General features: G+C 54.9%; 24 protein-coding genes, 1 tRNA gene and 1 pseudogene. 11 read left to right on the plus strand and 15 right to left on the minus strand.

The window, feature by feature from the left end; all coding sequences use genetic code 11:
• Positions 1-85 precede the first annotated feature (85 nt).
• From HWX07_RS25040 to HWX07_RS25080, 9 genes are all read right to left on the minus strand, one after another.
• Positions 86-406, minus strand: coding sequence for a hypothetical protein (locus HWX07_RS25040; RefSeq protein ID WP_175878052.1), 321 nt, complete (start codon positions 404-406; stop codon positions 86-88).
• Positions 407-581: 175 nt separating this feature from the next.
• Positions 582-2,249: a replication endonuclease gene (locus HWX07_RS25045; protein ID WP_175878053.1), complete on the minus strand. Its 1,668-nt coding sequence runs from the start codon at positions 2,247-2,249 to the stop codon at positions 582-584.
• 90 nt (positions 2,250-2,339) lie between these two features.
• A complete protein-coding gene (locus HWX07_RS25050) occupies positions 2,340-3,137 on the minus strand; it encodes a hypothetical protein (RefSeq protein WP_175878054.1) in 798 nt (265 codons plus the stop codon).
• Positions 3,138-3,252: 115 nt separating this feature from the next.
• Complete coding sequence (locus HWX07_RS25055; protein ID WP_175878055.1) at positions 3,253-3,630, minus strand: hypothetical protein; 378 nt, start codon at positions 3,628-3,630, stop codon at positions 3,253-3,255.
• Positions 3,623-4,234 (minus strand): hypothetical protein, encoded by a 612-nt coding sequence (locus HWX07_RS25060; protein ID WP_175878056.1) that lies wholly within the window; start codon positions 4,232-4,234, stop codon positions 3,623-3,625. The genes HWX07_RS25055 and HWX07_RS25060 overlap by 8 nt, the downstream gene beginning before the upstream one ends.
• Positions 4,231-4,404, minus strand: coding sequence for a hypothetical protein (locus HWX07_RS25065; RefSeq protein WP_175878057.1), 174 nt, complete (start codon positions 4,402-4,404; stop codon positions 4,231-4,233). Before HWX07_RS25065 ends, HWX07_RS25060 begins: the two co-directional genes overlap by 4 nt.
• On the minus strand, positions 4,389-5,705 hold the full coding sequence (locus HWX07_RS25070) for a relaxase/mobilization nuclease domain-containing protein (protein ID WP_175878058.1): 1,317 nt from the start codon (positions 5,703-5,705) through the stop codon (positions 4,389-4,391). The genes HWX07_RS25065 and HWX07_RS25070 overlap by 16 nt, the downstream gene beginning before the upstream one ends.
• Positions 5,699-6,025 carry a plasmid mobilization relaxosome protein MobC gene (locus HWX07_RS25075; RefSeq protein ID WP_175878059.1) on the minus strand — a complete coding sequence of 109 codons (327 nt, stop codon included), beginning with the start codon at positions 6,023-6,025 and terminating at the stop codon, positions 5,699-5,701. Before HWX07_RS25075 ends, HWX07_RS25070 begins: the two co-directional genes overlap by 7 nt.
• A 1-nt stretch (position 6,026) precedes the next feature.
• Positions 6,027-6,947 carry a hypothetical protein gene (locus HWX07_RS25080; RefSeq protein WP_175878060.1) on the minus strand — a complete coding sequence of 307 codons (921 nt, stop codon included), beginning with the start codon at positions 6,945-6,947 and terminating at the stop codon, positions 6,027-6,029.
• A gap of 435 nt (positions 6,948-7,382) precedes the next feature.
• Here HWX07_RS25080 and HWX07_RS25085 point away from each other — a divergent pair, with 435 nt between their 5' ends.
• From HWX07_RS25085 to HWX07_RS25100, 4 genes are read left to right on the plus strand one after another with little or no spacing between them, the layout of a single operon-like run.
• Complete coding sequence (locus tag HWX07_RS25085) at positions 7,383-7,928, plus strand: hypothetical protein (RefSeq protein WP_175878061.1); 546 nt, start codon at positions 7,383-7,385, stop codon at positions 7,926-7,928.
• Position 7,929: 1 nt separating this feature from the next.
• The gene (locus tag HWX07_RS25090; RefSeq protein WP_175878062.1) at positions 7,930-8,298 is read left to right on the plus strand and encodes a hypothetical protein; all 369 of its coding nucleotides are present in this window, start codon (positions 7,930-7,932) and stop codon (positions 8,296-8,298) included.
• Positions 8,299-8,314: 16 nt separating this feature from the next.
• Positions 8,315-8,773, plus strand: a complete 459-nt coding sequence (locus HWX07_RS25095; RefSeq protein WP_279612780.1) for a pilin — start codon at positions 8,315-8,317, stop codon at positions 8,771-8,773.
• Complete coding sequence (locus tag HWX07_RS25100; protein WP_175878063.1) at positions 8,766-8,999, plus strand: hypothetical protein; 234 nt, start codon at positions 8,766-8,768, stop codon at positions 8,997-8,999. Before HWX07_RS25095 ends, HWX07_RS25100 begins: the two co-directional genes overlap by 8 nt.
• A 161-nt stretch (positions 9,000-9,160) precedes the next feature.
• Here the strand turns inward: HWX07_RS25100 and HWX07_RS25105 are convergent, their stop codons facing one another.
• Together HWX07_RS25105 and HWX07_RS25110 are read right to left on the minus strand one after the other, a co-directional pair.
• Positions 9,161-9,595, minus strand: a complete 435-nt coding sequence (locus tag HWX07_RS25105; protein ID WP_175878064.1) for a hypothetical protein — start codon at positions 9,593-9,595, stop codon at positions 9,161-9,163.
• 72 nt (positions 9,596-9,667) lie between these two features.
• Entirely contained in the window at positions 9,668-10,144 is a 477-nt protein-coding gene (locus HWX07_RS25110) for a hypothetical protein (protein WP_175878065.1), read from the minus strand.
• Between the two features lie 53 nt (positions 10,145-10,197).
• Here HWX07_RS25110 and HWX07_RS25115 point away from each other — a divergent pair.
• Positions 10,198-10,272, plus strand: a tRNA-Arg gene (locus tag HWX07_RS25115).
• A 342-nt stretch (positions 10,273-10,614) separates the two neighbouring features.
• Here the strand turns inward: HWX07_RS25115 and HWX07_RS25120 are convergent.
• Positions 10,615-10,797 carry a rubredoxin gene (locus HWX07_RS25120; RefSeq protein WP_175878066.1) on the minus strand — a complete coding sequence of 61 codons (183 nt, stop codon included), beginning with the start codon at positions 10,795-10,797 and terminating at the stop codon, positions 10,615-10,617.
• Between the two features lie 198 nt (positions 10,798-10,995).
• On the opposite strand from HWX07_RS25120, the gene HWX07_RS25125 reads away from it, so the two are divergent.
• The 5 genes from HWX07_RS25125 to HWX07_RS25145 all read left to right on the plus strand — a co-directional run bounded on the left by HWX07_RS25125 (position 10,996) and on the right by HWX07_RS25145 (position 19,088).
• Entirely contained in the window at positions 10,996-11,400 is a 405-nt protein-coding gene (locus HWX07_RS25125) for a DUF4399 domain-containing protein (RefSeq protein WP_034174480.1), read from the plus strand.
• A 231-nt stretch (positions 11,401-11,631) separates the two neighbouring features.
• Positions 11,632-13,617, plus strand: coding sequence for an ATP-binding cassette domain-containing protein (locus HWX07_RS25130; protein WP_175878067.1), 1,986 nt, complete (start codon positions 11,632-11,634; stop codon positions 13,615-13,617).
• Between the two features lie 220 nt (positions 13,618-13,837).
• Complete coding sequence (gene parE, locus HWX07_RS25135; RefSeq protein ID WP_006478167.1) at positions 13,838-15,820, plus strand: DNA topoisomerase IV subunit B; 1,983 nt, start codon at positions 13,838-13,840, stop codon at positions 15,818-15,820.
• Positions 15,821-16,047: 227 nt separating this feature from the next.
• Positions 16,048-18,369, plus strand: a complete 2,322-nt coding sequence (gene parC, locus HWX07_RS25140; protein ID WP_175878068.1) for a DNA topoisomerase IV subunit A — start codon at positions 16,048-16,050, stop codon at positions 18,367-18,369.
• Positions 18,370-18,629: 260 nt separating this feature from the next.
• Positions 18,630-19,088, plus strand: coding sequence for a CopD family protein (locus tag HWX07_RS25145; RefSeq protein WP_006487629.1), 459 nt, complete (start codon positions 18,630-18,632; stop codon positions 19,086-19,088).
• 58 nt (positions 19,089-19,146) lie between these two features.
• On the opposite strand, the gene HWX07_RS25150 is transcribed toward HWX07_RS25145, so the two are convergent.
• Complete coding sequence (locus HWX07_RS25150; protein ID WP_175878069.1) at positions 19,147-20,031, minus strand: LysR family transcriptional regulator; 885 nt, start codon at positions 20,029-20,031, stop codon at positions 19,147-19,149.
• 112 nt (positions 20,032-20,143) lie between these two features.
• On the opposite strand from HWX07_RS25150, the gene HWX07_RS25155 reads away from it, so the two are divergent.
• Positions 20,144-20,590, plus strand: coding sequence for a multidrug/biocide efflux PACE transporter (locus tag HWX07_RS25155; RefSeq protein WP_175878070.1), 447 nt, complete (start codon positions 20,144-20,146; stop codon positions 20,588-20,590).
• A 45-nt stretch (positions 20,591-20,635) separates the two neighbouring features.
• Here HWX07_RS25155 and HWX07_RS25160 read toward each other — a convergent pair whose 3' ends face one another.
• Positions 20,636-21,841, minus strand: coding sequence for a chromate transporter (locus HWX07_RS25160; RefSeq protein ID WP_175878071.1), 1,206 nt, complete (start codon positions 21,839-21,841; stop codon positions 20,636-20,638).
• 199 nt (positions 21,842-22,040) lie between these two features.
• A pseudogene (locus HWX07_RS25165) lies at positions 22,041-24,379 on the minus strand (EAL domain-containing protein).
• Between the last annotated feature and the right edge of the window lie 104 nt (positions 24,380-24,483).

Below are 24,483 nucleotides of genomic sequence, written 5' to 3' on the forward strand. Positions count from 1 at the left end.
GATTCCTTTTTTCTGATTTCTTCCATTCTTTTCAATGTTGCAATATCAACTCTAAGATTTAGATTTTTTGCTTTCATAGTTATCCTTATATTTTAAATTTCTTTTCTACCGCACTTTTCTGGTTTAGCTCTTCGTTTAACATATCTGCAAACAGTGCTTTATTTGAAGTAACCTGTTTAAGATATTTTGTTGTAAAGATATGCTTATAAAGAGAAAAAGCAAAAGCCCGGCTCGGTGTTCTGATTAGGCGACTGCTTTCTGTGTGATATTCGTCGCGCAACCAATACCGGTCAGCCTTATCAAAATAACCGATATGGTTAGACACATTTCGGATAATCAAATCTCGGTCTATGCTGTTTAAACGCAAAGCCTTGTTTAGGTTTTCTAGTATTTCTTTTTTGTTCATATAATCTCCGTAGTTTGTATATTTATATACTAATAAAACTTTGTTTAATGTCAATACATGTAATGACATTTAAGATAAACGGTAGATTTTAGATAAAGAGAAATCAGGCAATTTAAAATTTTAATTGCGGGATAGTGTTTGCTTGCGTCTGCTTAAATGTGTTTTCTAGAAAATTCTATAAAAAACTTGGCGCACCGATAGGTGGCGGGGTTGCATTCTCGCTTTTCCTTGAATAATGTTGATTAAGTGTAACTTTATCAACATTATCAGATAAATGACTATCTATATAAACACGAATAATCTTTATTCCATAGTTTTGTTTTTGCTTATAATATTCTTCTTTATGAAAATCAAAAGTATCCTGTTTAGATTGTGAAAGCTCAAAAGCCGTAAGAATAGGTAAATTCAAAATACTGTCTAAATCCACGGCACGAACAGTATTTGTATCTTTATCAAAAGTATCATTGATTTCAAAAATGCAATACTGTTTCTTCTCAATAAGTAACTCAGTCTTGTGTTTTTTAATAACCGTATTTTTCAATCGCTGCTTGTGGCTCTTGACTGCCTCGGTGCAATAAGAAACACCTAAAAGCTTTTTCCCGCCGTCCTGCTCGTAGTATTCAGTCTTGAAAAACTCAGCATATTCACTTACGAACAAAGCATAATCTCTTTTCTCAAACATTTTAATCATATCTTTGTTCAGATATTTCTTGTAACCAATGTAATTGGCGACAAGAAAATTAAATTGAGTGATAGTGTTTTTTATGCCGAAAAAACTAAATCCTTTCGCGCCGTAGAAGTATCTGCATGCAGCGTTTTTTAAAGCATTGTCGTCTTGCTCTGTATAAATAGCATTCGACTTGGTAATGTATTTAAAAACATAAGTTGCTCCGCTTGCTCTTCCGTCATTAAGTTTTATATCAAACCTCACGCATTTGTTTTTTTCATAATGAACTGACTTGTTATGTTTTTGAGATACTGCATGGACAATTTCATGTATAAGCTCAGTGTTTTCTGTTGAGTGATAGATAAGGCAATGTAAGTGCAATGTTGAGTCTGTGTGACTTTCGACAGTCTGCAAGCCAAAAATATCAGTCCCTGTTTCTAATCCTGCCTTTGCAAATCTTGCTCGGATAAGCTTCCAGTATCCGGTAAGCTTCGCATGTGCTTGGGCGGGTGTCGCTCCGTTGTAGCTATTCGCTCCAAGTATCGGATTAGGGTGATAGACAGGCGGTAAAGTTAAAGTAACGAGCGAGTATGTAAATTTCTTATCTTGTGCTAGGTCGCTCATATACCTGCTTATTCTTAAAATTTGTGCAATCTTCTGTTTCTGTTTATTTTCAAGACTCGTTAGCCTTGTGATATGTCCGCTTGACTGTATCAGCCTGTGTGATTTACAGAAATCTTCCATTTTTTGCATTTCGTCTTTATAGTGTCTAACGAGCGAATTAGGTAAAATCTTAGCGCGGTGATACTTACCAAATCCACCCATAAGTCCCAAAAGTTGCGCGCTGTATAAAAGCAGGCTTTTCTTTCTTTTGTTCAAAAATCTCTTTTCTTTTTTTGTTGAGCCAATAACTGAAGAGTCGCATATCCACTTGTCTTGCTTTGTGAATTTCTCCAAAAACATAGGGATAGTTTTAATGTAAGCTTGTGTATCGTTATCAAACTGACTTTTGATAATATGTAATACATAAGACTTGTGAATTTCAGGGATTAGGCTTGATAGAATTCCGAGCGGTTTATATTTATGTGCTGGCTCTTCTGATTGACTAGAAACAAAAGCATAAAAATCTTCTATTTCTTTATTGACTTCCGGGTTTTTATTGTTTATATTATTCATAGTGGTTCGTTATTACTGTTCGCAAAATAATAATAACAAATAATCTTCAAAAGTAAAGCCCTGCCGTCCATGTGGGGCTTTTTCTTTTATTCATTCATTTTCTAAATCTTTATTTGATTTGAATTTCGTTTCAATGAATGTCAAAAAAGCTTGCGTGTGCGGGTCAAACCGTTCTGCTATTTCGTAATTTAGATTTAGTTTGTTTATCAATTTCAAATCTAAAATATACTCAAAATCTGCGCGCCGTTTCCTTTCCCGATACGCAAAATCCAAGTCTTCATAAGCTTGGTCAAGACTTACATTATTGATTTCTGCATAATCCTGCAAAAGCTTCTCCGTCAAAGCTTTGTCTTTAAAGTGCATGGATAGGTGAACGATTGAATGGCAACGGCAACATAAAGGCATAAGCCGTGCAAGCTTTTGGACTTTGGTCTGCTCGTTGTAGTGCCATACTTCATGGCATTCCGTATGCGTGGTTTTGTTCTCGTCATGGTCTTGTGACACACCACCGCATACACAACAAACCCCGCCATTTTTTTGTTCAATCCAGTCCCTGATTTCTTTCCACGGTTCGAAGCTCTGATATGTGAATTGAAGAGCGGAGCGGACATTTCGAAAATTTTGTTTTGGCGGAATGAACTCAAACCTTATCTTGTATGACTTTTGACGGTCATATTCTTTTAGGATTGGTATCCAATGCGGCTCATAAATACGGCTATCGTCGCCGGTCTTCTCAAGCGCTTTCTTACCTCGGTGATATGCCTGCGCTATTTCTTCTTCTGGTGTTAGCTCGCGTGCAATCTTCCTAGTCTTCTTGACGGCTGGCTTTTTTTCTTCTATCAGTCCAAGCTTTTGAAGTGCTGTTTTTATTATTCTTGTTATCAGCATGAGCTTTTATCTCATAAAAATCGATAAAAGCTGTAACACCAATAAAGCGCCTGCTGTAAGTGCTGTTATGCCAACGAATGATAAAACTAGCTTGTTTAGTTCTTTCTGATTTTCTTCATAATCTATTCTTTTTTTCATTTTTTAGTCCTTGAGCAATCGCATAGATTGCCAGTTTAGTAAAGTGGTTTAAGTGTGTTGCTCCCATGACATAGCCAATCAAAAAGTAGTATCCAAAGTTATCCGGCTCTCCTTCTATTTCTTCTTCAGTGACCATGTGTTTTTTATGTAATCGCTCAATCGTTTCATGATTGATAGCCTGCTTTATTTCTTCGTCGCTATACAATTTAAGTTCGTCTTCAATCGAAAATTTTTCCCGTATGAGTGCGGGGCGTTGTGATATTGTTTTGCTGTCAAATCCAAAGCTCGATAACCGTGCATTAACCTGTTTTTGTCTTTCCAGTAGTTCAAGTATTTTCCTCGTTTTCTTATCCATTGCTCACTCTCAATTCCAAAGGTATCGCTTTTTCTCGTATAGCATTTGCTAGTTTCTTTGCTTTCTGTGCCAATTCTTGAATGTTAGAAAAAATAATATTGTTTATCAATGTATCGAAGTGAAAAGCATTGATAGATAGATAAGGAAAAGCGGGGTCCTCGTGTATGTCGTAGCTATTAAAGAATGTTTTATGACCGTCTGCTAAAAGCTTTTTTTCTAGACAATATGTGACAATCGCGAACTCTAAACAGTGTGCCCCGCCTGTTTCTATCTCAAAATCATGTGCAATATGGTGTGCGAATTCATGTATCAATGTTGTTGTCATTTTTCGTTCTAATACACTCCTAATATTGACATTGATTTGTTGTTTATCTGTGCTGGCGAATGCTGCATAATTCCACTTGTTTATATCAAACGATAGATTTATATTTTCCGCGTTTCCATACTTCAATGAGTAAGACAAGTCAAATTGAATATTATTAAACAGACATTCTACAAATCTGCTGGTAAAGTCATAAGCCTCTTTTCTTCGCTCGTCAGTTTCGAAAACAATATCTATGAGCGGTTTGTTCTTCAAATCTGGATTTATGTGTATGTGACTCATATTGCTCCCCATAATTTCAATGGTGAGAATAATATGTTTGTCACGATAAGCGGATAGTGAAAATGCTTATCAAGCAAAATCGCCATAATCCATAAATTCGTTATAACGGCAAGAATGCCGGTGCATGCCATGGCTTTAATTATTAGTTTTATCTTTACTTCTTTTTCCATTTGTCTGTATCTCCAAGTTGTTTTTTCTTTTCTTCTTCCAAGCTGGCAAAGGCATTGTTCAGAGCCTGCCGTGCCTGTGCTATCTCATATTCGAGCCGTAACCGCTCCGCATAAGTCTTTGCCTGCGATAGCTGGGTGAGCAACCTATCGAGCGAAGTCTGTGCACTCGATACCCCCGCCTGTGCGGATAGCAACCCGTTAAGACTGTTGCCAGTCGTGCCACTGCGCGGACTATCAGCCGTAAAGCCTTGCTGGTCTTGTGTCTTGGCTGGCTCACTGCGCGCAATCGCTCCAGGTGCCTCGCTTGGCTGTTTCTGCTGTGCTGGTATCGGCGAAACGGTGCGAGCCTGCTGGGCGGGCTTTTGATAAGCCGGTGGGGTTGTGCCATTGGTGAGCGTCTTCGATACTGGCTTGCTAGCTGGCTTTGCGTCATACCGCTTTGTGTTGTAGTCGTCACGAGCTTTCACAATACGATTGACAATCGCGACACTTTTATTCATGTCAAAAGCATTGCTAACTTTTGAGGCAATAAATTCTTGTTTGACTACTTCATAAGGCTTGTCTTCATTCTTTGCATAGATACCGCCACGCAATCTAATATTTCTTCCCTCCCTTTCGATAGAAATATAATCCTCCCCAATTCTGGATAACTTCAAACCCTCGTTTTTTAGAAAGTCAATCAATTCATTTCGATCTTTAACTGCCCCGTCCTTGACCAATTTTTGAATTGATTTGTCAAGACTGATTTTATCTTTAAGAATATCTAGCGAAAAATGTCCGCGCCGTGCTTTTCGTTCTGAGTCTGTCAGTTCTAGTTTTGTTGTGCTCTTCTTCACAACTTGCTCATATCCAAGCTCTTCATTTTTGAGTCTGGTGAAGTGTTCCATAAGGTCAAGTGTCATTTGACCGGGCGGGAATGGGTTGTAAGCTTTTCCCGTTTTCAGGTCAATTCTATTTATCATGAAATGAATGTGGAAATTTTTGGTATCGGCATGAGCGACAAATAAAGCGTTGACACGATTTCTCATATTGCCGAAAAAAGTTTTTTCTAAATCGTCTAGCAATTTTTCTAGTTCTTCTCTGCTTGGTTTTTCATTGTGAGCAAAGGAAATAACACCTGACGAAGTTTTCAAATCTCTATCTGCACATAAATCCCTGCTAATATTTATTGTGTTTTCCGGATTTCCGCGCAAGATTTCAGGCTTGACAGACCGCTTATTTCCTTTGCTATCAATCGCGCTCAAAAAATATTTGACTCCTGCCTCGGCATTTCCTGTGTGTGTAGAACAGTCGATTAACATAAATTGTTCTTCCTTATTTCTTGCAAAATCTCTTCGTGCGCCTTTCTGATTTTTGCGATTTCGTCTAAAACTTCGTCGCCAAAATTGACCGTTGAGTTCATGTGTCGAGCAACCTGATTAAGATTTTTTCCCTGAGAATTCATTTCACGATAGACATTGCCAAGTATTTTTTTGTTGGCTAATGGCTTAATTTTCTTGCTTAATAAGTCACGGATATACATTGAATAATTTGTATAGCCGGTTTCCTCGCAATCTTTCAGGAGCTTGGTCTTTACTTCTGGGGTTACATGTATTCTGATTTGTTCTGTCATAGTTTTCATTTCAATACTCATAAAAATAATTAAATGCGGTGCCGTCGAGATATAGGAAAACACTTTCTATATCGTCTTCAAATTCATAGACTTCATACTCAGGTAAATTAATTTCTTGTGTAGTGTCATGCCCCGAATGCTTGACCGTTTTGACAATGATTTTAAAAAATCTCTTAGGGTCATTCCGTAAATACAATTTGTTTTCACACACGGCGGGTCGATTGATTGGTGTGTGATATGGGTAATCTTCACCGCGAAAAACACAATCTTGATAGGTCGTTCCTGCGTCTGTAACGATTGAAATTTCCCCAACGAATGTAGTAAATTGGTCGTTCTCAATTTCAATTTCACACGCATAAAAGCCGTCATTTGCAAAATTTGAGCCTTTGTGAACGATTGCTTTTCCGCGAATGTCTAGAAGGTCGATTTGTAAAAGCTGTTCGCCCTTGGGCAATCTTATTGTCATTACTCGATAAGGCTTATAATTCCTGTAACACATTTTCACGAAGCAATCGTATTTACTTTGTGTTCCTGCAAATCTGGCTTTTCCAAAAATATTGCTGTCAAAGGCAAAGTCTTCTTCTGCAATAAGTAAGCCGTCTAAAAATATTTGATAGACGCACCATCTTAAATGCTTGACTTCAAGTTTTCCGTCCGGGTTAAATCTTCGATTGTCAAGCTGGTTCATTAACACTCCGTAGTGCCAATGAAAACCCCATTGATAATATTTGTAGTCGTGCGAGCAGAACGACCAAGTTTCAAGCTGCCGTCTATGCAAAGCGTTCCGATAAAAAGAATAAAGCAGTTTCTGTCGCGTGTCGTATCCGGCAGGACAGGCGGATAGCCGTCCCTCTAAAATGGGGGCAAGTACGATACTGCCCAATGTTTTTAATGCCTGTGAAAGCGCTTGTTCTTCTGTGTATGTTTTCATGGTCGGTAAAATTATCTTGATTGTAGTTTTTTCAGCTTGACTCTTGCATATCGTTCTAATCTTAGTATGTCGTTATTGTCCTTTCCTGCTATCACGACATAATCGGCGATTGCCTTAATTAAGTCTTGCAATCTGTATGCGACTAGATATTCTTCTTGTCGTTTATCTTTCATAAAATTCCTATTTAAATGGGTATGGGCGAAGCCCATGTTTTTAGGGTCAAGGGATATTCCCTTGCGAGTCCAATATGAACCATGAAGTGGGGCATGTTGGGTATCCTCGCCAAGAATGAAACCCTTTATTTAACTTTAATTAAATTTTTTTATTTGTCAACGATATAGACATACATTCCTGTCAATAAGGCGAGTCATTGATACTCTATTGACAATATTAAATCTTGCGCTAGATTTAATAGAAAGGTATTAGGAGATATGAATGACAGAAGAAATTAAACAGATTGACTATATTTCGTTGCGCGCGAAGAATGCGCAAGTTAAGAGTAAAAAGGTATATGGGTATCAATACTTACCGTATGCGCCCGTAATCGAAGCTCTCAAGCATATCGGTTGGCAACACCGTGAGATTGTCGGCTACTTCAATGACTTCTTACAGTTGCCTCCAGGCGACCGCGCGGACAACAATCAGTTATGCAAAATGCGAAGTTATTGGAAGTCAAAGAATCTCATTGACTATGAAAAAGTCAAGATTGAAATCAGAAAGATTGAAGGCTCGATTGAGCAAGAAAAGGAATTGCAAAAGAAAGAACAGATTGATATTCATTCTGCGGGTGCGAATGCGCCGTATTCTCTGGGCTCTTTCATGCGTGCATACACTCAGAAAACGGGCAATGCCGTGTCTGGCGAACTCACTGGAACAATGAAAAATTTTTATGAAGACAACAAAGATAAAGTAAGTCTTGACCAATTAGTGTCTGATTTCATTCTTGTTCAAGACGGTCAATTTTTGCGCGTAGGTGTTTGATATGGGCGACTTATTTCAAGCATTACATAGCGAAGTATCGCTATACACTTACGAAGATTTTGATAATTTTCTGTCGCGCCGGGCGACAGTTTCAGATATTGTCAATGGTTACTTTAACGACAACCGCGATACATTTACAACAAAAGACTTCATTAATTTTTCTGAATTCGAGCAATTGGGAATTGCAAAAGTGTTGCATGCTAATCTTTCTTCTCTGGCAAATTTAAATGAAAACTTGTCGCAAGATTTGAAAATTCTGATTGATAGTGATAAGCCTTTGCCATTTTCGTCAATGGAAGATTTGCAAAAAGCAAATGCTTTTGACAATACAGAAAAGGAAATTATAGTTAAGAAAAACAAACTGAGATAGGGAAAAGGCGGGGGCTATGAGAATAAAAACAAGAAACGGTTTTACACTAATTGAGCTTATGATTACGGTGGCAATCATAGGAATTCTCTCTGCTTTCGCTATTCCTGCTTATTTAAATTATGTCACGCGCGCTCAAGTTTCTGAGTCTTTTCAATTGGTCGGCGGTCTTCAATCGGAAATCGAAGAATACTATGCAATGCATGGTTCTATGCCGAACAATAACAATGATTTGAATGTGCCTATGCCAGCCGGCAAGTATGCGACTATTCAAAATATTCAGAATGGGTTGATTGTTATCCGCTTTACGAGCGCAGCGAATATAAGGTTAAAAAATGCTGTGGGAGCATTCGAGCCAGTGCCTGACGCGGGCGGAAATGTGAAATGGCTATGCGGAAACTATGCGTTATTAAACCCCGCATACTTGCCGTCTAGCTGTCAGGATACGATAGACCCAAACGGATATACAGGTGGATAATATGAGAAAACAATTGCAAGTAACCATTTTTTTAATCGTTCTATTTTTGGCTCTTGGCGGTATTGGCAAAGTATTTGCCAGTGAAAAAACTGCAAGCATGGTCGTGACTGCTCGGATTTTTTATCCTCCGCATTTCTCAATCAAAGACAATCGGTTTGATTGCGATTGTCAGTATTTCAAACCGAGAATTACCGAGCATGAAAATATAATTGAGATTGAGTATTGACATTCTGTTTATATTTTCGATAATTATATGAGTCGCGTCCCCCGTGACTATGAGAACCCTTCTCAATTTTGATTAGTTATTTGCAGTAAGTATGGTATTTATCTTCCTAGATAGAAAGAAAAAAGCCCCTAAAAAGGGGCTGTTTCTTTGGCATTTTAGCTTTACTTTTTTTCTTTACCTTTAACGAAAGCTTTGAACTCTTTTGCGCCGTCGTCGGTCGCAATCCAGATTTTTCCTGCTTCGGTCAAATGTTGTTTAACAGCCTCTTCGCCCTGAGATTTGACCATTTCAAATTCCATGGGCGCTTTACCAATTTTGCCCTTATACCATTCATAAACTTTCTGGACTCCTGCCTTTTCGAAGTAAAAAGCAATCAGAGGCTTGGGTCCAAAAAACGCTTTAAGCTCTTCTTCGGCAATATGGAATTGCTTAGCAATCTTCTGGCAATCAGTGTCAAACTTCGCTTGCAATTCTTCGAGCTTGGTAAAGCCTTCCTGTTTCTTCTCGAAATTCTTTTCTTCTTCTTCAATTTTTTGCAATTGAAGTGCGAGCAATTCGCGCTGTTTGGCAAGCTGTTCTTTTGTTTGAAGAGCCATTTTTTACCCCGTAAGGTAGTGGTTGAAAGTATTTGTATTATAGAAAAAAGCCGGAAATGCGTCAACAAGTTCTTATATAGGTTTGTTTCTTTTCTCTTCTTTCTTTGGTGCTAATTTACTTTCTAGCTCTTCTTTTAAAGAAAACCTTTTCTCATAAGTATCAAATATTTCGGCAAGGTAAGTAAGCTGTTCAGCCTCATGCTTGATATGAGATACAAACATGCGCAAAGTAAAGTGGTGCGACATGTCGGCAACGGGCTTTCTTCGTCGTGCGCGCGCCGTAGGTATCTCTTTGATAGCCGGTTCAGGTGTCTTTGATATCTCATTGACACTGCCTGATAGTAAGAACTCGGCTACATGATAGATTGAATAGAAAACTTTCCTGCCTATATCTCTATGTGGAATAGGAAAAGCTTTATCTCTGCGCAAGACAGATTGCTGTTTAGCCGATACTTGGATAACTTCTGATAGCTGTGCGGGTGTCATGACTTCCTTACCGTCAGACTTGCTCCGTAGGTATGCAATCAATGATTGTTCAATGTCACTCATGCGCCCGAACCCTTACTGTGCTTTGGATAGGGTGGTATCATAGCCGGCTGTGTCTCGCGGTAGTTCAATGGACAGAACGGGGTCCTCCTAAGACTCAAATCCAGGTTCGATTCCTGGTCGCGGGACCAATTTTTTAGGCTCTTATATGTAGCAATCCTGACTATTTCCCGGGACAAATTTGGGACAGCCTGGGACAGGATTTGACGGGATTGGTAGGGTCTGGACGGGCTTGAAACCCTTTAAAATCAAGGGTTTTGGTGGATTGGATAGGGTGCTGTATCCGCTTAGGAGGCGCTTGTTCTATCCATTGAACTACGGGGAGAGCCATATCCGGGCATTCGCGCAAGAGATGGCGAGCCGGACGGCGGTGTGGACAGCGCGCAGAGTATAGCAAACGCGCGGCGCGTCGGCGGGGCGGAATGCGCCCCCGACGCGCGTATCGCGTGATCACCCGCGATCGAAACAGAAAATCAGAAATCGACGACGACGAAATCTTCCTTGCCCACGTCGCACAGCGGGCAGCGCCAGTCGGCGGGAATGTCGGCGAAACTCGTGCCGGCCGGGATACCCTCGTCGGGCAGCCCTTCCGCTTCGTTGTAGACCCACCCGCAAATCAGGCAGACCCAGCTCTGGTATTCGGTTACTTCGCTCATGTTGCGCTCGGGATAATGAAAATTCGGCGATGCCGTCCGCAGCGTGGTCGGCGGACGAAAGGCGCAATGGTACCGGAATTTCGTCTAACGCCTGCGCAACGTCGTTTTAAACGTACGCATCGCGAACAACCGGCGCCGTCGCGTCGGTCGGGCATGCAGGGTATGCTTCGTGGGCCTGTCAATCTGAAGGAGGAAACGATGCTCAACAGAAAGTGGATCGCGGGTGCAGTCTGTGTCGCGGCGCTGGCCGTATCGACGCTCGCGCGCGCCGAGGCGCGTGTGTTCTTCGTCGAGCCGCAGGACGGCGCGACGGTGTCGAGCCCCGTACACGTGAAGTTCGGTCTCGAAGGCATGGCGCTCAAGCCGGCCGGCGACATGACCCCGGATACCGGTCACCATCATCTGCTGATCGACGGCAAGCCGGTGCCGAAGGGCGACGTGATCCCGGCGACCGAGCATTCGCTGCATTTCGGCAAGGCCCAGACCGAAACCGACGTGAAGCTGCCGCCCGGCCAGCACACGCTGACGCTGCAGCTCGGCGACGGCGCGCACCGTTCGTACGGCCCCGAACTGAGCTCGACGATCACGATCAACGTGAAATAACCGCACGTGCCGCGCCGGCGCTCGCCGCGCCGCGCACGGGATCGGCCGATCGGCCGGCCGCGGGCATCCGGCCGGCGTTCCGCCGTTTACGCGGGCACGTAAACGACGGCCGGCATCCAAAGCGAAAAACCGCCCGCAACCCGCTCACGGCACCGCGCCGACGCACCTCAAGCGCAACCTGCGGCGCTCGTCCATCCAGCCAAGCCGATCCCGGCCCGCGCGCCCGGTACAATGGGCGCTTCCGATTTCTCTCTTCGCCGTCTCCCCATGTCGCTCTATTCCATTACCGGCGCGCAGCTCGCGTTCGGTCACGTCGCGTTGCTCGATCACGCGGATTTCTCGCTGGAAGCCGGCGAGCGGGTCGGCCTGATCGGCCGCAACGGCGCGGGCAAGTCGTCGCTGCTGAAGATCGTCGCCGATCTCGCGAAGCCCGACGACGGGCTGGTCACGCGCCAGCAGGAGCTCGTGACGGTCTACGTGCCGCAGGAGCCCGAGTTCGAGCCGGGCGCGACGGTGTTCGACGCGGTCGCGTCGGGGCTCGCGCACACGCGCGAACTGCTCGAAGAATACGATTCGATCGCGCACCGCCTCGCGGAGATCCCGGAAGGCGCCGAGCACGATGCGCTGCTCGCGCGGATGAACGCGCTGCAGTCGTCGCTGGACGCGCACGACGCGTGGAACTGGCGCACGCGCGTGGCGATGACGCTGGCGCAGATCGGCCTGCAGGACGTCGACGCAAGCGTCGACGCGCTGTCGGGCGGGATGCAGAAGCGCGTCGCGCTGGCGCGCGCACTGGTGCTGCAGCCCGACGTGCTGCTGCTCGACGAACCGACCAACCACCTCGATTTCGACGGCATCCGCTGGCTCGAAGAGCTGCTCGTCGCGCAGCGCGCGGGCCTGCTGTTCATCACCCACGATCGCGCGTTCCTCGACCGCGTCGCGACGCGCATCGTCGAGCTCGATCGGGGTCGGCTGCTGTCGTATCCGGGCAATTTCTCGGCATACCAGACGCGCAAGGCGCAGCAGCTCGAAGTCGAGCGCGTGGAGAACGAGAAGTTCGACAAGCTGCTCGCGCAGGAAGAAGTGTGGATCCGCAAGGGCGTCGAAGCGCGCCGTACGCGCAGCGTCGGCCGCATCGCGCGGCTCGTGCAGATGCGCAACGAGCGCGCGGAGCGCCGCAATGCGCAGGGCAACGTGAAGCTGGACGTCGCGCAGGGCGAGAAGTCCGGCAAGATCGTCGCGGAGCTGACCGACGTGACGAAGCGCTACGGCGGCCGCACGGTGGTCGACCGCTTCTCGACGACGGTCATGCGCGGCGACAAGATCGGCTTCGTCGGCCCGAACGGCGCCGGCAAGACGACGTTGCTGAAGCTGATCCTCGGCGACCTGAAGCCCGACGAAGGCACGGTGCGCACCGGCACGAACCTGCAGGTCGCGTATTTCGATCAGATGCGCGCGCAGCTCGACCAGGAGAAGAGCCTCGCGGATACGATCAGCCCGGGGAGCGAATGGGTCGAGATCGGCGGCGTGCGCAAGCACGTGATGAGCTATCTCGGCGATTTCCTGTTCGCGCCGGAACGCGCGCGTTCGCCGGTGAAGTCGCTGTCGGGCGGCGAGCGCAACCGGCTGCTGCTCGCGCGCCTGTTCGCGCGCCCGGCCAACGTGCTGGTGCTCGACGAACCGACCAACGACCTCGACATCCCGACGCTCGAACTGCTCGAAGAGCTGCTGGCCGACTACGACGGCACGGTGCTGCTGGTCAGCCACGATCGTGCGTTCCTCGACAACGTCGTGACGTCGGTGATCGCGGCGGAAGGCGACGGCAAGTGGCGCGAATATGTCGGCGGCTTCACCGACTGGCAGATCCAGAGCGAGCGCTCGGAGCAGCTCGCGCAGCAGGAAGCGGCGAAGCGCGCGGTCAAGGAAGCGGCGCCCGCGAAGGACGAGCCGGCGAAGAGCGCGGCCGGCCGCAACGCGCAGCGCACGGTGAAGCTGTCGTTCAACGAGCAGCGCGAGCTCGATTCGCTGCCGGAGAAGATCGCCGCGCTCGAAGCGGAGCAGAAGACGATCAACGCGCAGCTCGAGGACGGCGCGATTTTCGCGAAGGACCCGCAGGAAGGCACGCGCCTGACCGAGCGGTTCGCGGCGATCGACGACGAATTGCTCGCCGCGCTCGAACGGTGGGAAACGCTCGAGGCGAAGCGCAAGCCGGTGTGACGCGCGCGGTGCGCGCCGATCCCGCGATTGGCGCGCCACGCGGAACCAGTAAAATACCGCGCGTCCAGGGCAGCGCAGCGCACGCCGCGCGCCCGCTTTCGGAGCAGTCCAAGCACACCGTTGTTTCGATTCGCTTTTTTACGGAACTCAACGTTTTGTCCACGACGTTATCCACACGAGGTGTGGACAACGTCCCGATGAATGACGAAATTCAGCGCCTATGTCAACGAAGAAACCCAGCGCGGCCTATAGCGAAGCATCGATCAAGGTGCTCAAGGGTCTCGAGCCGGTCAAGCAGCGTCCCGGCATGTACACCCGTACCGAGAATCCGCTGCACATCATCCAGGAAGTCATCGACAACGCGTCCGACGAGGCGCTCGGCGGCTACGGCAAGCAGATCACGGTCACGCTGCACGCCGACCAGTCGGTCTCGGTCGAAGACGACGGCCGCGGCATCCCGTTCGGCATGCACCCCGAAGAAGGCGTGCCGGTCGTCGAGATCGTGTTCACGCGCCTGCATGCGGGCGGCAAGTTCGACAAGGCCGCCGGTGGCGCCTATACGTTCTCGGGCGGCCTGCACGGGGTCGGCGTGTCGGTGACGAACGCGCTTGCAACGCGTCTCGACGTGACGGTGTGGCGCGACGGCAAGATCGCCGAACTCGGCTTCGCCGACGGCGACGTCGTGAAGCCGCTGTCCACGCAAGGCGCGGGCCGCGGCGAGAAGAAGTCCGGCACGCGCGTGCAGGTGTGGCCGAATCCGAAGTACTTCGATTCGCCGAACCTGCCGCTCGGCGAGCTGCAGCGCCTGCTGCGCTCGAAGGCCGTGCTGCTGCCGGGCGTCGAGGTCGTGCTCGTCAACGAAAAGACGGGCGAGCGCCAGACGTGGAAGTATGAAGACGGCCTGCGCGGCTACCTGCTCGACGAAATGAACGGCAGCGAGCTGCTGATCCCGCTGTTCGAAGGCGAGCGCTTCGCCGATTCGCGTTCGACCGACGAAACCTTTGCCGAGGGCGAGGGCGCGTCGTGGGTCGTCGCATGGAGCGAGGAAGGCTCGCTCGTGCGCGAGTCGTACGTGAACCTGATCCCGACGCCGGCCGGCGGCACGCACGAGTCGGGCCTGCGCGACGGTCTCTACCAGGCCGTGAAGAGCTTCGTCGAGTTGCACAATCTGCAGCCGAAGGGCGTGAAGCTGCTCGCGGAAGACGTGTTCGCGCGCGTGTCGTTCGTGCTGTCCGCGAAGGTGCTCGATCCGCAGTTCCAGGGGCAGATCAAGGAGCGGCTGAACAGCCGCGACGCGGTGAAGCTCGTGTCGTCGTTCTCGCGTCCGGCGCTCGAACTCTGGCTGAACCAGCACGTCGAGCACGGCAAGAAGCTCGCCGAACTCGTGATCAAGCAGGCGCAGGCGCGCACGCGCGCCGGCCAGAAGGTCGAGAAGCGCAAGAGCTCGGGCGTCGCAGTGCTGCCGGGCAAGCTGACCGATTGCGAGACCGAAGACATCGCGCGCAACGAACTGTTCCTCGTCGAGGGCGACTCGGCGGGCGGCTCCGCGAAGATGGGCCGCGACAAGGAATACCAGGCGATCCTGCCGCTGCGCGGCAAGGTGCTGAACACGTGGGAAACCGAGCGCGACCGCCTGTTCGCGAACAACGAGGTGCACGACATCTCGGTGGCGATCGGCGTCGATCCGCACAGCCCCGACGACACCGTCGACCTGTCGAACCTGCGCTACGGCAAGATCTGCATCCTGTCGGACGCGGACGTCGACGGCTCGCACATCCAGGTGCTGCTGCTCACGCTGTTCTTCAAGCATTTCCCGCAACTGATCGAGCGCGGCCACGTGTACGTCGCGCGTCCGCCGCTGTTCCGCGTCGACGCGCCCGCGCGCGGCAAGAAGCCCGCGCAGAAACTCTATGCGCTGGATGACGGCGAGCTCGAGGCGATCCTCGACAAACTGCGCAAGGACGGCGTGCGCGACACGCAGTGGAGCATCAGCCGCTTCAAGGGCCTCGGCGAAATGAGCGCCGAGCAGCTGTGGGACACCACGATGAATCCCGACACGCGCCGCCTGATGCCGGTGAAGCTCGGCGAGCTCGACTACGAGGCGACCGTCGCGCGGATGACGATGCTGATGGGCAAGGGCGAGGCAGCCGCGCGGCGCGGCTGGCTCGAGGAAAAGGGCAACGACGTCGAAGCGGATATTTAGTGCAGTGCTCGACGCCAATCGGCACTGATGCGCTGCGGCTTCGCGCCCGTGGCGGCGTCGCAAATCCCCGCGATGCGTCTGGCATCGCTGCGGTTTGCTTCTTGTCACGAACGCGAATCCGCTGGCGCATCAGCACCGCTTGACATCGAACACGGCACCGCCGCTTTCCGCGCGGCCGGGCATGACGCCCGGCCCGGCCTCACGCCACTTACGAATACGGAATTCAGATGGACGACAATACTTCCGATCTCTTTGCCAGCCCCGACGCGCCCGAGAGCGACGCGCTGACGCTCGGCAACTACGCGGAGCAGGCATATCTCAGCTACGCGGTCAGCGTCGTGAAGAGCCGCGCGCTGCCCGACGTGTGCGACGGCCAGAAGCCGGTGCAGCGCCGGATCCTGTTCGCGATGAACGAAATGGGCCTGGGGCCCGACGCGAAGCCGGTGAAATCGGCGCGCGTGGTCGGCGACGTGCTCGGTAAATACCACCCGCACGGCGACCAGTCGGCATACGACGCGCTCGTGCGGCTCGCGCAGGATTTCTCGCTGCGCTATCCGCTGATCGACGGGCAGGGCAACTTCGGCTCGCGCGACGGCGACGGCGCGGCGGCGATGCGTTACACGGAAGCGCGCCTCACGCCTATCGCGAAGCTGCTGCTCGACGAGATCGACCAGGGCACGGTCGACTTCATGCCGAACTACGACGGCTCGTTCGAGGAGCCGAAGACGCTGCCGAGCCGCATGCCGTTCGTGCTGCTGAACGGCGCGTCGGGCATCGCGGTCGGCCTCGCCACCGAAATCCCGTCGCACAACCTGCGCGAGGTCGCGGCCGCGGCGGTCGCGCTGATCCGCAATCCGAAGCTCACGCACGCGGAGCTGATGAACCTGATTCCCGGCCCGGATTTCCCCGGCGGCGGCCAGATCATCTCGAGCGACGCCGAAATCGCGGCGGCCTATGAAACCGGCCGCGGCAGCCTGAAGGTGCGCGCGAAGTGGAAGATCGAGGATCTCGCGCGCGGCCAGTGGCAACTCGTCGTCACCGAGTTGCCGCCGAGCACGTCGGGCCAGAAGGTGCTCGAGGAAATCGAGGAACTGACCAACCCGAAGCTCAAGCTCGGCAAGAAGACGCTGACGCCCGAGCAGCTCAACACGAAGAAGGCGATGCTCGACCTGCTCGACGCGGTGCGCGACGAGTCGGGCAAGGAAGCGGCGGTGCGGCTCGTGTTCGAGCCGAAGTCGCGCACGATCGACCAGACGGAATTCGTGAACACGCTGCTCGCGTACACGAGCCTCGAATCGAACGCGACGCTGAACCTCGTGATGATCGGCGCCGACGGCCGGCCGGGCCAGAAGGGCTTGCTGACGATCCTCGACGAATGGGTGAAGTTCCGCCAGCTGACGATGACGCGCCGGTGCCGCCATCGTCTCGCGAAGGTCGACGACCGCATCCACATCCTCGAAGGGCGGATGATCGTCTTCCTGAACATCGACGAGGTGATCCGCATCATCCGCGAGTCGGACGAGCCGAAGGCCGCGCTGATGAGCGCGTTCGGCCTCAGCGAGCGGCAGGCCGAGGACATCCTCGAAATCCGCCTGCGCCAGCTCGCGCGGCTCGAGAAGATCAAGATCGAGAAGGAACTCGAAGCGCTGCGCGACGAAAAGGCGAAGCTCGAGGAACTGCTCGCGAACGAAAGCGCGATGAAGCGGCTGATGATCAAGGAGATCGAGGCCGATGCGAAGCAGTACGGCGACGATCGCCGCACGCTGATCCAGCAGGAAAAGCGCGCCACGTTCGAGGCGAAGGTGGTCGACGAGCCGGTGACGGTGGTCGTGTCGCAGAAGGGCTGGGTGCGCGCGCTGAAGGGCCACGGGCTCGATCCGGCCGGCTTCACGTTCAAGGCGGGCGACCACCTGTACGCGGCGTTCCAGTGCCGCACGCCCGATCGCCTGATCGCGTGGGGCAGCAGCGGCCGCGTGTATTCGGTCGACGTGTCGGTGCTGCCGGGCGGGCGCGGCGACGGCGTGCCGGTCACGTCGCTGATCGAGCTCGAATCGGGCTCGCACCTGATGCACTACTACGCGGCGCCGGCCGATCAGCAACTGCTGCTCGCGTCGAGCAACGGCTTCGGCTTCCTCGCGAAGGTCGGCGACATGGTGAGCCGCGTGAAGGCCGGCAAGTCGTTCATGACGATCGATGCGGGCGCGGTGCCGCTCGCGCCGATGCCGGTGCTGCCGAACGCGACGCAGGTCGCGTGCCTGTCGAGCGGCGGGCGCTTGCTGGTGTTCGGGATGGACGAGATGAAGACGCTGTCCGGCGGCGGGCGCGGGGTGATCCTGATGGCGCTCGACGACAAGGAAACGCTCGTGCAGGCACTCGCGATCGATCCGTCCGGCGTCGTGCTGATCGGCACCGGCCGCGGCGGCAAGGTGCAGGACGAGACGTTGTCGTATGCCGGGCTCGCGCCGCACATCGGCAAGCGCGCCCGCAAGGGCCGCGCGCCGGACACGAAGCTCAAGGTCGTCACCGAGTTGCGTCCGCTGCTCGGCTGACGCCGCGCGGTCGTCCGGATCGCCCGGTTCATCCGGTTCGGCCGCGATCGAAGGCCGCACGTCCGCTTCGGCGGGCGGCTTTTTCTTTTCTGGCTGGGGGATTCGGGTAAGCAAGCGTGGCGCTGTCACGCGGAATTTGCAAAATAGTGTGAAATCGCGCTGAGGGTCTGAACCGCCGCGCGGCGGGCGAGTCGAACGTCGCTTGATGCCGCGTGCGACGCGGCCGTTCGCTGCACCCCATTCATCACAGGATCGTCCCCATGTCCCACGCCGTTGCCGTCGCGCTGTTTCTTCACCTGCTGGCCGTCGCCGTGTGGGTGGGCGGGATGGTCTTCGCGCACTTCTGCCTGCGCCCCGCGCTGTCCGACCTCTCGCCGCAACTGCGGCTGCCGCTGATCGAAGGCGTGTTCGGCCGCTTCTTCAACTGGGTTTCAGGCGCTGTGATCGTGATCCTGCTGTCCGGCGGCTTCCTGCTGACGAGCTTCGGCGGTGCGCACGCGACGTGGTCGCTGCACGCGATGGCCGGGCTCGGCGTCGTGATGATGCTGATCTTCGGGCACATCCGCTTCGCGCTGTTCCCGCGCATTCGCCGTGCGGTGCAGGCGCAGAACTGGCCGGACGGCGCGCGCGCGGTGAACGCGGTGCGCCTGCTCGTCGTCGTGAACCTCGTGCTCGGCGTCGTCACGATCGGCGCGGCCGTGCTGTCGCGCGGTTTCTGACCGGCTGGCGCCAGCCCTCAGCCCTCCGTTCCCGGCAGGCTCGACGGCACACGCGCCGCTACGCGGCAAGCATCGCGTCGAGCAGCCATGACCCGGCCGGCCCGAGCGGCCGGTTGCGCGACCAGACCGCATCCACCCGCACGCGGCGCGGCCAGCCGCGCGCATGCAGCTCGCACAGGCGGTCGCGCGCGAAGTGCTCGACCATCCAGCGCGGCAGTTCCGCCCAGCCGAACCCCAGCACCGCCATCTCCAGCAGCATCAGGTAGCTCGGCGCGAGCCAGTGCTGCGTGCCGACGACGATCCGGTCGTCGGTGCCGCGTCCTTCCGTTTTCACGTAGGTATTGAGGCGCAGTTCGCGCACGTCGCGCAGCGTCGCGTGCGGCACCTCGGCGTCGCCATATGCGGCGAGCGCGTGCGTGCGGCCGACGAACAGCCCGATCTCCGATTCCTCCGCCACGGTCGCCGCGCCGATATCGGCCGGGTAGGCCGCGCGCGCGGCCATCAGCCCGAGTTGCGCGCGGCCTTGCTGGATCAGGTCGAGGACGTCGTCGTGCTCGGCGATCTGGCATTCGAGCTCGAGCGCCGGAAAGCGCCGTTCGAGCGCCATCAACGTCTCTTCGTAGCGCTTCGACTGGTACGTATCCGAGACGACGAGCGTGAGCCGCGCTTCCTCGCCGTGCGCGAGCCGGGCGGCCGTGCGATCGATCGCCGCGTTGGCCTCGAGCGCGCGCTGCACGTGCGGCAGCAGCGCGCGGCCGGCGTCGGTGAGCGTCGGCGCGCGCGTCGAGCGATCGAACAACTGCACGCCGAGATCGATCTCGAGATTCGCGATCGCTTCCGACACCGTCGACTGGCGCTTGCCGAGCTTGCGTGCGGCGGCCGTAAACGAGCCGAGCAGCGCCGCTTCGGCGAATGCGAGCAGGGCTTCCGGGGCGTGGTGCATGCGGTGCTCCTGACGGTTTTGTATCGGTAAAACCGATGATATCAAACTGGATTCATACGGTTGTGCCGATCAAAATGGCCGGCATGGATCAGGTAACGCATTGGAGCGAATCATGAAACGGATCAACAAAACGGTGACGGAACGGCTGCTGCACGCGCTGACGTTCGAACTGGTGGCGATCGCGCTGTGCGCGCCGATCGGCGCATGGCTGCTCGACATGCCGGTCTCGCACGTCGGCGTGCTGACGGTGATGGTGTCGCTGATCGCGATGGCGTGGAACATGACGTTCAACACGCTGTTCGACCGCTTCGAGCGGCGGGCCGGATTGTCGCGCACGCTCGGCATGCGGGTCGCGCACGCGGTGACGTTCGAGCTCGGCCTCGTCGCGATGGTGGTGCCGGTTGCCGCGTGGTGGCTGAACGTGAGCCTCGTCGAGGCGCTGCTGCTCGACCTCGGTATCGTGCTGTTCTTCCTGCCTTACACGTTCTGCTTCAACCTCGCGTACGACGCGCTGCGCGCCCGCTGGATCGCACGCCGGCTCGCGGTGCAGGCAGGTTGAGCGGGTGAGGCGGACCAGACCGGACAGGGCGATGGCCGGCGCCCGTCAGCGCGCGGCCCATAGCCACACGCTGCACACCAGGGCGACCGCGCCGTACACGGCGTAGACGGGCACCTTGAAGCGCGTGAAGCACAGCGTGGCGAAGGCGCCCGTCAGCCAGTAAACCGGGTCGGCCGGTTCACGATGCAGGATCTTCACGACGGCGACGACGAGAAAGCCGGTCGTCGCCGCGCGCAGCAGGCGCATCCCGTGTTCGAAGCGCGAATGGCGCTTGAGCCGGAGCAGATGGTTCTGCGCAAACACGACGAGGCACCCCGACGGAATGAACAGCGCGGCCGTGGCGAGCAGCGCGCCGACCCAGCCGTCGGTCAGATAGCCGAGAAACGGCACCACGTTCAGCAACGGCCCCGGCGCGACCGGCGACAGCGCGAACGCCAGCGTGAAGTCGTGATCGGAGATGCCGGTCGCCGGCGAGACGAACAGCGTCTTGAGCACCGGCAGCGCGGAGAAGCCGCCGCCGAACAGCGTCATGCCGGCGCCCGCGAGGCGCGGCCATAGCAGTTCCGCCTGATAATCGCCGGGCAGCGGCACAGCGAACAGCACGACGAGCACGCCGAGCAGCACGAGCAGGCTGCGGTCGCGCTTCGATAGCGTGAAATCGACCGCGTCGCGCTGCGGCGGCCCCGTCAGCCAGCCCGCTGCAAACGCGGCGAACAGAATCCCGACGAAAGCGGCCGGACTATGCGCGAAAGCGAGCAGAATCGTCGACAGTGCGGCGATCGCCTGTTCGAGCCGCGTGCGCGCGAGCGAGCGCAACTGCTTGACCCACGTGACGCCGATCAGCGCGGCGAGCACCATCCCGAAGTGATTGATCAGCATCGGCGCGGCAAGCGAGCGCACGAGCGGCGTCTGATAGAAGATCGCGAACAGCGTCATCAGGATCGAGAACGGCAGCACGCTCGCGATGCCGGCGACCCAGGCGCCGGCACGGCCATGCAGCGTCTGGCCGACCTGCACGGCGACGTTGCAGCCGACGGGGCCCGGGACGAGCCACGCGAGCGCGACGAGATCGCCGAAGACGTGCGGCTCGATGCGCCGCAGCCGCTCCACGTAATGGCGTTCGAGCTGCGCCATCATCGAAAGCCCGCCCCACGAAACGGCCGAAATGCCGGCGACGACCTTGAACAAGGCCCATAGGGATGCCGGTGCCTCTTCGACACGAGCGGTCGCTTCGACTTCGACGGTTGTCATGATTGTGTGGTTGGCGCAGGGCCAGATCTCTCGCGTATGGCCGTGCCGGCGGCCCGCCGACACGTCGGCCCTCCCGATTGTCCACCGCGCATCATGACACTGCCATGCGCGGAAACGCTAGTTAATGAACTGAACGATCGGATCGGAAAACGAAATAATTGCGGCGTCGCACAACGCGCGCGCGTGCGGCAGTGCGCGCTCAGGCGCCCGTGCTGCCGGTCGCGCGATGCGCGACGACGTTCGGATGCTCGCCGCGCACGCCGAAGCGGGCGATCAGCGCGGGAATCGCATCGGCCGGCACCGGGCGCGAGAACAGGAAGCCCTGCGCCTCGATTTCGCCGAGCGCGGACAGCCACGTGATCTGCTCCTCGGTCTCCGTGCCCTCGACGACGACGGTCAGCCCGAGCGAGCGCGCGAGATGCACGATCGACGACACCATCACGCACACGCTGCGGTCGTTCGGAATCGCCTGCACGAACGAGCGGTCGACCTTCAGCGTGTCGACGGAGAAGCGGTGCAGGTACGACAGCGACGAATAGCCGGTGCCGAAATCGTCGAGCGCAATCCGGATGCCGAGCTTTTTCAGCGCGACGATCTTTTCGGACACGAGCTCCGGATATTCCATCATCGCGGTCTCGGTGATCTCGATCTCGAGCCGGTTCGCGGGGATGCCGGTGTCCTGCAGCGCCTGCGAGATCGTCTCGATCAGGTCGCCGCGCCAGAACTGCACGGGCGAGATGTTGACCGCGAGCGTCAGCGTGTCGTGGCCTTCGTCGCGCCAGCGCGCGATCTGCTCGCACGCGGTGCGGATCACGAAGTCGCCGATCGGCACGATCAGGCCGGTCGATTCGGCGATCGAAATGAATTCGTTCGCGGAGATGACGCCGTGCTCGGGGTGATCCCAGCGTGCAAGCGCCTCGAAGCCGGTGATGGTGCGGTGCGCGAGGTCGATCTTCGGCTGGTACGCGAGGAACAGCTGCCCCTCGGCGAGCGCGACGCGCAATTGCTGTTCCCAGCGCATCAGGTGGTCGGCGCGGTGCGACAGGTGCGGCGCATAGAACTGGTAGCAGTTCTTGCCGGCGTCCTTCGCGCTGTACATCGCGAGGTCGGCCTTTTTCAGCAGGTCGATCTCGCTTTCGTTCGCGACGGTGTGCAGCGCGATGCCGATGCTCGCATGCAGCACGAACGAACTGCCGCGCACGTCGAACGGCTCGCCGAACATCCGGATGATCGCTTCCGCGAGCCGCACCGCGCGCCGCTCGACGTCGTCGCCCTTCATCACGACGACGAACTCGTCGCCGCCGATGCGCGCGAGCGAGCCTTCGTCGCCGACCGCATCGGCCAGACGCGCCGCGGTCATCTGCAGCACGATGTCGCCGGCGTTGTGGCCGAGCGTGTCGTTGACGGTCTTGAAGTTGTCGAGATCGATGAACAGCAGGCCGAGCCGCGACAGGCTCGCGGGCATCGACACGTCGTTGCGCAGTCCGCGCAGCGTCGCATAGCGGTTCGCGAGGCCGGTGAGCAGGTCGTATTCGGCGAGCTGCGTCATTTCGCGCTCGCGGCCGAGCAGCTTGCCGATCAGGCCCGTCGCGACGCCGAAGAACGCGAGCATCGCGAGCGTGATGAAGCTCGTCATCAGCAGGTAGACGTTGCGCGTGTGGGTGTAGTCCGCGAACTCTTCCGTCTGCGACAGCCCGACCATCACCGCGAGCGGGTAGCCGTCGAGGTGGCGGTACGACACGATGCGCGTCACGCCGTCGATCGGATCGATGATCGTGCCCGTCACGCGTTCGGCGATCGGTAGACGCCCGACGCCGAAAACGCGCCCGGCGCGTTGCTCACCGAGCCCGTGCGCCGCGCGAGCACCGCGCCCGTATCGGACACGACCGCGATCACGCCTTCCTTGCCGATGGCCGCGTTGTTGTAGAAATCGTTCGTGAAGTAGCTCGGGTCTTCCGACACCACGACGATGCCCGCGAAGCTGCCGTCCGGGTTGTTCAGGCGCCGCGTCATCTGCAGCGTCCAGTGGCTCGACACGCGGCCGAGCACGGGCTTGCTGATGAAGAGGCGGTCGTCGTTGTGCGCGAGGTGGACCTTGAAGTGCTCGCGGTCGGACAGGTTGATCGGCTGCGGATGAAGTTCGGCGGTGTTCGCGAACAGGATGCCCTTCGCGTTGACGAGCGACACCTGGATCAGCGTGTCGCTTGGCACGACGCCTTTCTCGACGGCGCTCGCGAGATTGAAGCGCGCCGGCGATTTCTCGAATTCGAACTTGACGAAGCGGGTGATCTGGTCGACCTGGTGGATCGCCTTGACCGTATGCTGCTCGAGCGCGGACGACAGGATCGCCGCGGAGGCCGCCGCTTCCTTGTACGCGCTGTCCTTTTCGACGGACAGACGCGCGATGATCACGGCCCACAGCAGCGCGAGCGCCAGCATCCCCAGCAGCGGGATGGCGAACAGGGCACGCCGGCGCGATTTGCGCGGCGCGCGCAGCGGCCGGTTCGGCGGCGTGTGGTTGGACCGGGCGGAGCTCATCGAAGAGGGCGGCGTCCTGCTCGCGTGCGCCATCCGTCTGGATGGCCGGCTATGGTTCGGATTGTCCCGACGTCTGTTCGTTCGCGGGACGCGCAACCATGGAC

It is taken from the genome of Burkholderia sp. BCC0097, assembly GCF_902832985.1.
Classification (GTDB): domain Bacteria; phylum Pseudomonadota; class Gammaproteobacteria; order Burkholderiales; family Burkholderiaceae; genus Burkholderia; species Burkholderia orbicola.